This window comes from Flavobacterium rarum (SeqCode) (genome assembly GCF_965234445.1).
GTDB classification, from domain to species: Bacteria; Bacteroidota; Bacteroidia; order Flavobacteriales; family Flavobacteriaceae; genus Flavobacterium; species Flavobacterium rarum.
Map to the genome: position 1 here is coordinate 120,305 of NZ_OZ248503.1, position 12,479 is coordinate 132,783.

Sequence of the window (12,479 nt, forward strand, 5' to 3'; positions counted from 1 at the left end):
ATTCGAAATGAAAAAAATAATCACAATTATATTTACAAGTCTTTTAGCAATTGCTTGTAGTACTGATGACACAGCAAATGTATCAACAGTTACAAATTACCCTCTGCTCGAATTAAATGGAGCTGCAACAGTTTTTGTACCACAAGGTGGAACTTATTCAGATTTAGGATGCGTTTCTACAGAAGGAGGTAAAGTTATTCCAAATGTTAGTACATTTACAGGTAAATATCGAGGTGCAAAAACACTTGATACAAACACACCTGATGAATACATACAAACATATACCGCAACAAATAAAGATGGATTTTTTGCAACTGCATCTCGTAAAGTTGTTGTATACAAAACTGGAGATTTAGTAAACAGTATTGAAGGCGTTTATCTTTGTACCATAAGCAGAAATGGAGCTACTCCAAGTGCAAATTACAGAAATATAAAATATATTTATATTTGGAAAAACGCAAATGGTACATTTCAAATATCAGATGCATTTGGAGGTTGGTACGAATACGGAAGAGGTTTAGGTATAGGTTATATAACTCCAGGAGGGACAATTACTGGAAACATAGCAACAAATACTTTTACATACCCTGGAAATCCATTAACCAATTCTGGTTTTGGTGGAGTAGCAAATATAAAAGACTTGACTGTTAACGCAGCTACTAAAGAAGTTGTACTTACAACTACTTGGACCGCACCAACAGCTTACACTTTTATAGCTAAATTAACTCAAGTTCAACTTTAATACAATAAAAATGAATAAATTAAAAAATAATATTGTAAAAGTACTTTTTAGTATTCTTATGATTACTTCTTTCTCATCTTGTGATGAGGGAGGTGACCCAAATCCTGGAGGAACAACAACAGAACAATTTGCTGGAGATTGGTATATTGATATTTCTGATGCATCTGGAATTTTAGCACAGCACGTACACCATTACACATATAACACTGCAGCTAATGACAACACTATGTGGATCGATGATCACGGTGACGGTTATGCAATAAAATGTAAAATGATCATAAATAATGATGGAACTTTTAGCGCTACAGCATCTCCAAACTTATTGGATTTAGACGTAAGTGGTACCCCAAAAAGTACAGTAACTATTACTGACGGAAAGATCGAAAAAGGTACTGGCCTTTCTAAAGCTGGACACAAAGTAGATAAAATTACTTTTAAAGCTCAATTTAGTTATGATCCTCCAGGAACAATCATATCTTATGAAGGTCATAAAAGAACTGGTTTCAAAGAAGACGAATATTAGATTTTTGATTTAAATCAAAATAAAACCATCACTTTAATTAGTGATGGTTTTTTTTCAGAAATTAAATTGTTTTAACATTTAATAACTGACAAAATAGAGCAGACTAATTTTGTAGCTATAATCTTTATTAGCGTGAAGTTAGACGATCTAAATATAATCGTTATATATTCCATAAATTAAAAAAATATTAACAAGCTACGAAATTAGCATTAACTTAAATTGGTCACAATTAAAAATTATCGAGTACCTAAATAAGATAGTAACCGATGATATAAACACCAATGAAAATATGCAAATTACATAGTACAAAAAAAACATTAAATATTAAAATATGAAAAAAAAAATACTCCTCTTATTTTTTGTCTTATTTTCAATCTATAATAATGCACAAACCAATTCACTTTGGAAGAGAATAAATAGTAACAAATCAGCACTAAAAAATTCAGAAAAAACCCTTCAATATGAATTAAATAAAACTCTTCTATTACAAATACTTTCAGAAACTGCAGTCCAAGACAGCAAAAAAAAGGGTAATGAAATTGAATTCCCAAACACAAAAGGTGAATTAGAGAAATTTAATGTGTGGGAATCTTCGAATTTCGCTCCTGAATTACAAAAATTATACCCTAATATTAGAGCATATGCAGGAATTGGAATAAATGATCCTACTGCAACAATTCACTTTAGCATATCACAAAATGGAATTCAAACCATGACACTTAGAGCAGATAGCGGATCCGAATTTATCGAACAATCCTCAGGAGATAAGTCAATTTACGTCTTATCAAATTCTGAAAGTATAACAACCGAGCGTTTACCTTTTACATGTTCAACGGATGATGTTAAATTAAACAACAAAATAACCAATCGAGTTAAAGCAAATAATAAAACATTAAAAACATTCCGTTTAGCATTATCCTGCAATGGAGAATATTCAAGCCATTTTGGCAATACTGTCGAAGGTGTATTGGGGGGTATGAATGCCACAATGACAAGAGTTAACGGTGTCCTTAATAAAGATTTTGCAGTAAAATTCGAAATCATTGCTAATAACAATCAAATCATCTATTTAGATCCAAATACGGATCCCTATTCTGATGCTTCTTTAGGGGCAGATAATCCACTAGGTGCAAAATGGAATATAGAATTACAAGAAAATCTAACTAAGGTAATTACAAACAACAATTACGATATTGGGCATTTATTTGCTGGTTCTGGTGGTGGTGGCAATGCTGGTTGCATTGGATGCATTTGTGAAAACCCTACCGTCAATGCTCCAAGAGGAAAAGGTAGCGGTTACTCTGCCCCAGGAAATATTCCTCCAATTGGTGATTTCTTTGATATTGATATAGTAGCCCACGAAATGGGACATCAATTAGGAGCTAATCACACTTTCTCTCATAAAATTGAAGGTACTGGTGCAAACATTGAGCCTGGAAGTGGCTCAACAATTATGGGCTATGCTGGTGTAACTAATTATAATGTACAAATGCATTCAGACGATTATTACAGTGTAAATAGTATTCTTCAGATTCAAAGTAACCTTTCTTCAAAAGCATCAATTGATAAAGAAACAACAAATAATCCTCCATTAATCGATGCTGGGTTAAACCATACTATACCAAAAGGAACAGCATTCGTCCTTAAAGGAACCGGAACGGATCAAGAAGGGGACAACGTTTCTTATTGTTGGGAACAAAACGATAGTGCAATAACGCAAATTGATGCTAACAGTACAGTTTTTTCTACCAAAATTGACGGCCCACTTTTTAGATCTTTATACCCGAGTAGCACACCAATCAGGTATATGCCAGCATTAAAAGATGTCCTAGCCAACAAATTGTCTACAAAATGGGAGTCTGTTTCTACAATAGGCAGAGTGCTTAACTTCTCACTAACAGCAAGAGATAACGCAATATCTAAAACAGCCCAAACAGCTACAGATTTCACAACTGTTACAATAAGTGAAAATGCAGGTCCTTTTGAATTTACATCGCAAAGTACAAGCGATATCGGATGGACTCAAAACACTACTGAAAGAATAACTTGGAACGTAAATGGTTCAGAAAATTTAGATGGTTCAGCTACTGTGAATATTAAACTTTCAACTGATGGAGGAATGACGTTTCCAATATCATTAGCTTCGAATACACCTAATGACGGGATTGAAGAAATAACTGTGCCAGATATAAAAACTACAAATTGTAGACTTTTAATAGAACCTGTAAACAATATCTACTACACAGTTAATAAAACAGTATTTGCAATTGGTTACAATGTTACTTCAGCTTGTAATACTTATACCTTTGATGCTCCATATGATATTCCAGAAACCAAAACCTTTATGTCAAAAACAATTACAGTTCCATCAGGCTTGGATACCATTACAAATGTAACTGTAAACATTGGTGTAACACATACATTTATGTCAGATATAGAAATAGAATTGATAAGCTCTCAAGGAACTATTGTAAAACTTTTAAATAAAAATTGTGGAAATTCTAGTTTGAAGCTAAACTTTGACGATCAAGGAAATCCAATTTCATGTTCGAATACAGCCGTTCAAAAAGTTAGCCCTGCTGAACCGTTAAATATATTAAACGGGCAAAACCCTCAAAACGAATGGACTTTGAGATTTAGAGATCCAAGCAATGGCGATATTGGTAAAATAGACAACGCTTCACTAACAATCTGCACTAAAAAGTTCACTTCTTTGAGCGAAAAAGATTTCAAAATCGACTCTTTTATGTCGTACCCAAATCCGAGCAAAGGAACACTTAACATTCAATTTAACAGCAAATCCACAGCTAACATTTCAATATGTGTATACGATTTATTAGGACGAAAACTTTTTGATGAAAAATATCCGAATAAATCTAGTTTTAACGAAGAAATTAAATTAAAAAATATAAACCCAGGAATCTATGTACTAAAAGTTATTGATGGAGATAGAAAAGAGGAAAAGAAAATAATTATTGAATAAAGGAAAAAATATTAACTCAAAACCACCAACCTAGCTGGTGGTTTTTTTTTTACAAACCTTTTACCTAACTTTGCACTATGGAAAAAGAACATCAAATATTTGGGATTAGAGCAATAATTGAAGCCATACAAGCGGGCGCAACAGTTGATAAAGTATATATTCAGAAGGAAGCAAGTAGCGAACTAATGAAAGACTTGATGAAAGTGATGAAACGTGGCAATATCAATTTCTCTTATGTACCAGTTGAAAAACTTAACAGGCTTACTCCTAACAATCACCAAGGTGCAGTTGCCACCATCTCCCCTATTTCCTTTTTTGATTTGGAAAGCTTAATAGAAACAGTTATTGATAACGGTAAGAAACCTTTGTTTTTAATTTTGGATCAAATCTCGGATGCTCGTAATTTTGGTGCTATAATTAGAACAGCAGAATGTACGGGTGTAAATGGAATTATTGTTCAGAAAGCAGGTTCGGCTCCAGTGAATGGCGATACTGTAAAAACTTCGGCAGGTGCTGTGTTTAACATTCCGATTTGTAAAGTTGAACACATAAAAGATGCTATTTTCTTATTGCAAGCTAGCGGTATTAAAACTGTAGCCGCAACTGAGAAAACGGATCAAAACATATATGATATTTCTTTGAATGAACCTGTAGCCATTATTATGGGATCTGAAGATCGAGGGGTAAATCCATCAGTGCTAAAAATAGTTGACGAGAAGGCTAAATTACCAATGTTTGGAACTATAGGCTCTCTAAACGTTTCAGTGGCTTGTGGTGCTTTTTTGTACGAAGCAGTCCGTCAGAGAAGCTAGCCTCCCAGCCCCCAAATGGGGGAGTGAAAAACACAAATGAATCAAAGCTCCGGTTTTGATTCATTTTTTTCGTTTATGACCTCTTTATTTTCGATAAAATCATAAATCACATTTGAGTTAGAAATAAAAAAAGGATTGATTTCAGAATGAGTTTCATCAATAATCTCAGGTTTTGGCGGATTGACAAAATTGCTATTTTCATCAAAGCGCTGCATGAATTTATCTTGTGACGGATCATAATCTGGTCGTTCCCAATCGTATTTCAGTATTTTTTTGAATTCTGCCTTTTTGTATAAAAAAGTAAGTACAAAACCAGCAATTAAACCGGATAAATGTCCTTCCCAAGAAATGGCTTCATCGACTTTCGGAAAGACATACCAAACCGTACCGCCATAGAGCACTACAACGGTAAGAGACAAGGCTACCAATCGATAATATTGGGTTTGGATTCCTTTGAAAAAAATAAAAGAAACCAATACGTAAATTAAACTACTAGCTCCAATGTGGTAATTTTCTCTTCCGATAATCCATGTAAGGATTCCTGAAAATAAAATTCCGTATACTACTATTCCAACTGCTTCTTTGCTGTAAAAAAAGAACAAAGCGGCCAATAGCACTAGTAATGGAATCGAATTATTATAAAGGTGTTCAATATTGGAATGGATGAACGGACTGAAAACAACGCCCTGCAAACCGGAAAAAGTTCGCGGTAAAATTCCGTTATGATCGAAATCGAAACCAAAACGAATTTCCAACCAATAAATAAACCACAAGAACAATACAAAAAAAAGTGGCACTCCTATTACGGCATTGGTGAATTTAAATTGGTTTTCTTCCATTTTTTTAGACAATTCAGATTGTTAGACTTCTTAGATTAGTTAGACAAATTAGAATTTTAGTTTTTTTTACTTTAAATAAATCAAAAATGTATCCAAAAGCAATTTAGTGCTATTTTGTCATATAAAATAATTTCTATTATGAAAACGCATGCCCTAGCCCAGATGGAAACGGCATCCTTTTCTTAAGGTTATTTTTCTTCACCTTAAGAAAAGATATAGTGGACAGCTGGAAATAGCTACTGAAATACAAATAGAATGTTTAATTTTACCATCGTTAGATTTTTGATTGAAGATTAACGATTTCAGATTTTAAAATCAATTAATGGAAGCACCACTCGCAGAACGCATACGCCCACAAAAACTAGAAGATTATATCAGTCAATCGCATTTGGTAGGACCCAACGGCTCGTTGACACAACAAATTGCCAAAGGGATTATTCCTTCGTTACTATTTTGGGGACCTCCAGGAACAGGGAAAACTACTTTGGCGCAAATTATTGCTCAAGAGTCGAAACGTCCTTTTTACATATTAAGCGCGATTAACTCTGGGGTGAAAGACATTCGGGATGTAATTGAAAAAGCGAAACAAAGTGGTGGGTTATTTACAGCCAAAAACCCAATTTTGTTTATTGATGAGATTCATCGTTTTAGTAAATCGCAACAGGATTCATTGTTGGCTGCTGTCGAAAAAGGATGGATTACATTAATTGGCGCAACTACCGAAAATCCGAGTTTTGAAGTGATACCCGCTTTATTGTCTCGTTGTCAGGTCTATATTCTGAATGCTTTTACTAAAGCCGACTTGGAGCTTTTACTACAAAGAGCGATGAAAATGGATGCTCATTTGGCCTCAAAAAAGATTGAACTGCGAGAAACAGAAGCGCTGTTGCGACTTTCCGGAGGTGATGGACGAAAGCTATTAAATATTTTTGAACTGGTCGTAAACGCTTCGACTGATAACGAAGTCTTGATTACCAACGAACGTGTTTTTGAATTGGTGCAGCAAAATACGGTTTTGTATGACAAAAGTGGTGAACAACATTATGACATTGTTTCGGCTTTTATAAAATCGATTCGTGGCAGTGATCCCAATGGGGCGGTTTATTGGTTGGCTCGAATGATTGAAGGTGGCGAAGATGTAAAATTTATTGCCAGACGAATGTTGATTTTATCTAGTGAAGATATTGGGAATGCCAATCCTACTGCTTTTATTATGGCTAATAATGCTTTTCAGGCTGTATCGACAATTGGTTATCCAGAGAGCCGAATTATTTTGAGTCAGTGTGCTATTTATTTGGCTACTTCGCCTAAAAGTAATGCTTCGTATTTGGCGATTGGTACGGCACAACAACTGGTCAAACAAACTGGAGATTTGCCCGTACCCATTCATTTGCGTAATGCGCCTACCAAATTAATGAAAGAATTAGGATATGGCGAAGACTATAAATATTCTCACGATTATGCGAACAATTTCGCAGAGCAAGAGTTTTTACCAGACGCTCTAAGCAATACCCCTATTTATGTTCCAGGGACTAATTCAAGAGAAAATACGACTCGTGAATTCCTTAAAAACAGATGGAAAGACAAATACGGGTATTGAGATTTGAGATAGCAATTTTATGAATTTAGAAATATTGCAATTGAAGTTGAAAATTGTTGCTGATTAAAACTTTACTGTTAATTTCTCTGACATTAAAGTATCTTTTTCATAATATTCAAAGAACCATTGGTTTTCTTTTAGAACCATAACCCCTTGTGTATTTTCTTTGGAAGCTATATAAATTGATGGGTTTGTAGTTTTATAGGCTTTCATAACTACTTTTGGAGTAATATCCACTAATTGAAATCCGTTTTTAATGGGTTGGGCAAATAACACTTTCCCATCTGTTTCTGCACTACCACTTGATACATTTACAGCAACAGCAGCAACTACAGCTGTAGCAGCAACAGGTACAATTACTGGAGAAACTATTCCCGGATTTTGGCCAATTGCAGCACTATTATATTTGTATTGCAATGCATAAATAGACTCAAAAGCCATATTCAATGCCTCAGTATAAGCAACTTCAAAATCTTTTTCACGGCTTTTTCCTATATCGGATTTGAAGATAATTTTACCATTACAATCTTTGAAAGTTATGAATAATTTAGTCGTCATAAATCCGTTTTCTTTCGAAACGTCTACATACAAAAGTTTACATCTATCATTGTATTGATTTGAGGTGTTTTCATTGGTATAAAAAGCTTCAAAACCTGCTTTCTGCAAATTGAACTTTGTTAATGTATTGAGTCGATATTGATTTTCGCTTTTAACAAAATCATACTTTACAGGAACTATTACTGCCACATAATCATTGATCGATTGAGAAAAAGCATAACTTGAAATAAGAAATAATAAGAATAGAAATTTAGTCTTCATGATTTATAAATATTTTTTTAGTTCTAATAAATGAGTTACTTGTTTAATATGTTGTTTTGCTTGTACTTTCTTGTCATTAAAAAAAATGGCGTCTAATCCTGCATCTAATGCTCCTTGCACATCTGCTTCTAGGCAATCTCCAATCATGACACTGTTTTCTTTATTGGCTTTTGCCGAATTAAGGGCATATTCAAAAATTATAGGATTGGGCTTTTTAACCCCCGCCATCTCGGAATTGGTTATTGTTTTAAAAAAACCTCCAAGATTTGAATTGTTAATTTTTTTGTATTGTACATCGGCGAAACCGTTGGTAATAATGTGCAATTTATACTTTTTTTCTAGATATTCCAGCACTTCGATTGTTCCATTAAACAAGCGATTATTTTCGGGTAATAACTGAATATAATCATGGGCAATACTTTCTATTTGTTCATCAGAAACAAAATATTCCAAAGCGTCAAAAGTGTGTTTAAGACGATTATACCTTAATTCAGCATGAGTTATTTTATCATACTGGTATAATTTCCAACAGGCTTGATTGATCGGAGCATACTTTTCTATAAAATCAGCAATTTGAATTGTGGGATGGTCCTTTTTGAAAATAGCTTGAAAAGCCAACTCTGAGTTGACATCAAAGTCCCATAGTGTATGGTCTAAGTCGAAGAATATATCGGTTATTTTGTTTTTCATATATGTAATTTAAAATATTCCTTCATCAACAAAGCTATAATACCCCGTTTCTGTGATAATTATATGATCTAAAACTGGAATATCCAATTGTTGACCTGCGGTTTTAATCTTTTTGGTTATTTGAATATCGGCATCGCTGGCCTGTAATTTTCCGGAAGGATGATTGTGCGTGAGAATTATTGCCGTTGCATTTTGTTCGAAAGCCAATTTAAAAACAATTCGAACATCAACCATTGTTCCTGTCATTCCGCCTTTACTCAGTTGTGTTTTGAAAAGTATTTTGTTGGAATTATTCAAAAACAAAACCCAAAATTCTTCGTGAGGTAGCTCTCCTATTATGGGTTGCATAATGTCAAAAACAGCTTTACTTGAAGTTATTTTTGTTAACTCAATTGCATCTTCATTTCTTCTTCGTCTTCCCAACTCCATTGCGGCAATTATGGAAATGGCTTTGGCCTCTCCTATACCCTTAAAATTCATCAATTGTGCAATAGACAATTTACCTAGAGCATTCAAATTATGATCGACACTGGCCAAAATTCGTTTACTCAAATCTACCGCCGATTCGTTTCGACTTCCCGATCCAATGAGTATTGCAATTAATTCGGCATCGCTCAAAACACTTTTGCCTTTGAGCATTAATTTTTCACGTGGCTTGTCGTCTTCGGACCAATTGGTAATGGGAAAAGCCCCCTGCCCTCCGAAGGGGGAATTAGAATCGTCTAAAATCATAATTCCATAAAGATTTAAATATACACCATTTTAAATTACCTCTTTTACAAATCAATCCTTACTATTTGTTTTCTCATGCAAATACTATTCTCCAAACCCACATAAGGCTCATAATTATCTACAATTTCATATCCTACTTTTTGATACAGACTAATTGCTTCTTGCTGTTTATACAAGGTTTCCAAAATAGAAATCGAATATCCTAATTCTAGTGACCATTGCTCCAATTCCTGTAATATTCTTTGGGCTAAACCCAATCCACGAGCTTCTGGAGCAACAAACATTCTCTTAATTTCTATCGTGTTTTTGTCGTATTTTTTAAAACAGCCACAAGCAACGGGCTTTTCATCCAAATAAATAACAACAACATTACGATTCAATTCAATGATATTATTTCCCCAATAATTGGTTTTCAATTCGGGGTAACGATCCCACAGGTATACATCAAATGTCTTTATCAACGATAAAAAATCAGGGTTTTCGCTGGTCGTTTTTACAATTCTAATGGAATCTCCCATGGTGTTTTATTCAATTAATCCTTTTACTTCATCAAAGTTCAGTCCTCCATAATTCCCAGAACTCATCAACAACAAAGCTGAATTATCCAGATTTAGATTAAACAAATAGTCTTTGAAAGCTGCTGGATTCGTGTAAATAATTAAATCTTCTCTATTAAAAGCCTTGGCAATTTGGTCATACGTTACTTCTTCCAATTGTTTGATTTTAACCGCATCCGGAGAATAGAAAACTACGGCAACATCGGCATATTCTAAGGCACCTTCGTATTCTTTTAAAAATTCAGCATTCAAACTGCTGTAGGTGTGCAATTCCAAACAGGCAACTACTGTACGATTTGGATATTGCTCTTTCACCGCTTTAGTAGTCGCTGCTACTTTACTAGGTGAATGGGCAAAATCTTTGTAAGCCACTTTGGTTTTACTTTCGGCAATTTTTTCCAAACGTTTGGATGCACCTTTAAAACTGGCAATCGCTTCATAGAAATCAGCCTCATCTACACCCATATTTTGACAAATCCATTTGGCTCCAGCCAAGTTATTTAGATTGTGAGCGCCAAAAACTTCTATAGGCATTGCACCTTCTGGTGTTTCCAATAAAGTTACGCCATCATTTACGGTGTATTTTGGAGTATGGTACGCCAATTTTCGTATTGGATTTGTTGCTTTTTCAGCAACAAGTTTTACTTCGGCATCGTCTTCATTGTAAACCAAAATCCCGCCATTTGTAATTTTATCAATAAAAATTTCAAATTGCTCTACATAAAAATCATAGGTTGGAAAAACATTGATATGATCCCAAGCAATTCCCGAAATCAAGGCAATATTTGGTTGGTATAAATGAAATTTAGGTCTTCTGTCAATTGGTGAAGACAAATATTCATCGCCTTCCAAAACCATAAAATCATTCTCTTCGGTAAGATGAACCATTGTATCAAAGCCTTCTAGCTGCGCTCCTACCATATAATCGACTTCAATATTGTGATAATGCATCACGTGCAAAATCATCGAAGTAATAGTAGTTTTTCCGTGAGAACCACCAATTACGACACGGGTTTTATTTTTGGACTGTTCATATAAAAACTCTGGATACGAATAAATTTTAAGTCCTAATTCCTGAGCTTTCAAGAGTTCCGGATTATCAGCTTTGGCATGCATTCCAAGAATTATGGCTTCAATATCGGTGGTGATTTTCTCAGGAAACCAACCCAACTCGGCTGGCAGAATTCCTTTTTTATCCAAACGAGATTTTGATGGTTCAAATATAGCATCATCACTTCCCGTAACTTGATATCCTTTGTTGTGTAATGCCAATGCTAGGTTGTGCATTGCGCTTCCGCCTATGGCAATGAAATGTGTTCTCATTTATAGTACTTTTTATCTTTGATCTTTAACCGACTACTCGATTTAATTATTGTTTTCTGTTTTTATATTCTTCCCAAACGGTATTGGACTTATCGGGTTGTTTCATTTTGTTTTTATACAAATCGGCCAATTTTTGGTAACACAATTTAGATCCGCCAATTAATACCGCTCTTTTGTATTGTTGTTCGGCTTGTCCATATCTTTTAAAATATTCTTCAATATGACCTCGGGATAAATACCCATCAACTGGAGATAATTCGCGTAACTCTGTTGAATATTTTATGGCTTTGGATTCGCTTCCGCCAACAATTCCAGGCAATTGCAGATTCAGTTCGATTAATGCCCAACGCGCTTCTAAGTGTTTTGGATTTAAAGCGATGGCTTTTTCAAAAGAAGAACGAACTTCACTAATCATTCCTAACGCTTTGAATTTATTGACTTCCAAAGATTTCATTCCCAATGCACCTCCATATTTGTAGTAATAATTGGCTTCAGATGGCTTTAATATTTTAAGTTTTTTATAATATTCAATACACTTGTCCCAAGATTTTTCTTGACCTGAAATATCCCCTAAATATTCGATAGTTTTTAGGTGGTTAGGATTGCTTTTAATATAACTTTCAAACAATGGTTTTGCTTGTTCGAATTTTCCATCAACAAACAATTTCTCTCCTTTTTCGAAATTGGTTTGAGCGAAAATTAGGAAAGGAAATAGCAAAAATAAAATCAATATTTTTTTCATTGTTCAAAAATAAGAAAATGGAACAAGTATAATTTGTTTTTAAGTAAAAATTAGTAATTTGTACGAAAATTATTTTTAATAAAAACGACTTTTTTTTATATAAAAAAGGAGACAACA

The 12,479-nt window shown here is 34.1% G+C and carries 12 protein-coding genes; 5 read left to right on the forward strand and 7 right to left on the reverse strand.

Annotated elements, in window-relative coordinates; translation table 11 throughout:
* Positions 1-7 precede the first annotated feature (7 nt).
* From AC8GF4_RS14380 to rlmB, 4 genes are all read left to right on the forward strand, one after another.
* Complete coding sequence (locus AC8GF4_RS14380; protein ID WP_506595611.1) at positions 8-742, forward strand: BT_2262 family domain-containing protein; 735 nt, start codon at positions 8-10, stop codon at positions 740-742.
* A gap of 10 nt (positions 743-752) precedes the next feature.
* Positions 753-1,265, forward strand: coding sequence for a lipid-binding protein (locus AC8GF4_RS14385; RefSeq protein ID WP_506595612.1), 513 nt, complete (start codon positions 753-755; stop codon positions 1,263-1,265).
* Between the two features lie 331 nt (positions 1,266-1,596).
* Positions 1,597-4,248, forward strand: a complete 2,652-nt coding sequence (locus AC8GF4_RS14390) for a reprolysin-like metallopeptidase (RefSeq protein WP_506595613.1) — start codon at positions 1,597-1,599, stop codon at positions 4,246-4,248.
* A gap of 77 nt (positions 4,249-4,325) precedes the next feature.
* Positions 4,326-5,060, forward strand: coding sequence for a 23S rRNA (guanosine(2251)-2'-O)-methyltransferase RlmB (rlmB, locus tag AC8GF4_RS14395; protein ID WP_269223836.1), 735 nt, complete (start codon positions 4,326-4,328; stop codon positions 5,058-5,060).
* A gap of 41 nt (positions 5,061-5,101) precedes the next feature.
* Here the strand turns inward: rlmB and AC8GF4_RS14400 are convergent, their stop codons facing one another.
* Positions 5,102-5,899, reverse strand: a complete 798-nt coding sequence (locus tag AC8GF4_RS14400) for a rhomboid family intramembrane serine protease (protein ID WP_506595614.1) — start codon at positions 5,897-5,899, stop codon at positions 5,102-5,104.
* A 322-nt stretch (positions 5,900-6,221) separates the two neighbouring features.
* On the opposite strand from AC8GF4_RS14400, the gene AC8GF4_RS14405 reads away from it, so the two are divergent.
* Positions 6,222-7,499, forward strand: a complete 1,278-nt coding sequence (locus AC8GF4_RS14405) for a replication-associated recombination protein A (protein WP_506595615.1) — start codon at positions 6,222-6,224, stop codon at positions 7,497-7,499.
* A gap of 63 nt (positions 7,500-7,562) precedes the next feature.
* Here the strand turns inward: AC8GF4_RS14405 and AC8GF4_RS14410 are convergent, their stop codons facing one another.
* From AC8GF4_RS14410 to AC8GF4_RS14435, 6 genes are read right to left on the reverse strand one after another with little or no spacing between them, the layout of a single operon-like run.
* A complete protein-coding gene (locus AC8GF4_RS14410; RefSeq protein ID WP_506595616.1) occupies positions 7,563-8,318 on the reverse strand; it encodes a hypothetical protein in 756 nt (251 codons plus the stop codon).
* Between the two features lie 3 nt (positions 8,319-8,321).
* Positions 8,322-9,008 (reverse strand): YjjG family noncanonical pyrimidine nucleotidase, encoded by a 687-nt coding sequence (locus tag AC8GF4_RS14415; RefSeq protein ID WP_506595617.1) that lies wholly within the window; start codon positions 9,006-9,008, stop codon positions 8,322-8,324.
* Between the two features lie 9 nt (positions 9,009-9,017).
* Positions 9,018-9,740: a RadC family protein gene (gene radC, locus AC8GF4_RS14420; protein ID WP_506595618.1), complete on the reverse strand. Its 723-nt coding sequence runs from the start codon at positions 9,738-9,740 to the stop codon at positions 9,018-9,020.
* Between the two features lie 44 nt (positions 9,741-9,784).
* The gene (locus AC8GF4_RS14425) at positions 9,785-10,258 is read right to left on the reverse strand and encodes a GNAT family N-acetyltransferase (RefSeq protein ID WP_506595619.1); all 474 of its coding nucleotides are present in this window, start codon (positions 10,256-10,258) and stop codon (positions 9,785-9,787) included.
* Between the two features lie 6 nt (positions 10,259-10,264).
* On the reverse strand, positions 10,265-11,620 hold the full coding sequence (locus AC8GF4_RS14430) for a UDP-N-acetylmuramate--L-alanine ligase (protein WP_506595620.1): 1,356 nt from the start codon (positions 11,618-11,620) through the stop codon (positions 10,265-10,267).
* 46 nt (positions 11,621-11,666) lie between these two features.
* On the reverse strand, positions 11,667-12,362 hold the full coding sequence (locus AC8GF4_RS14435) for a tetratricopeptide repeat protein (protein ID WP_506595621.1): 696 nt from the start codon (positions 12,360-12,362) through the stop codon (positions 11,667-11,669).
* Between the last annotated feature and the right edge of the window lie 117 nt (positions 12,363-12,479).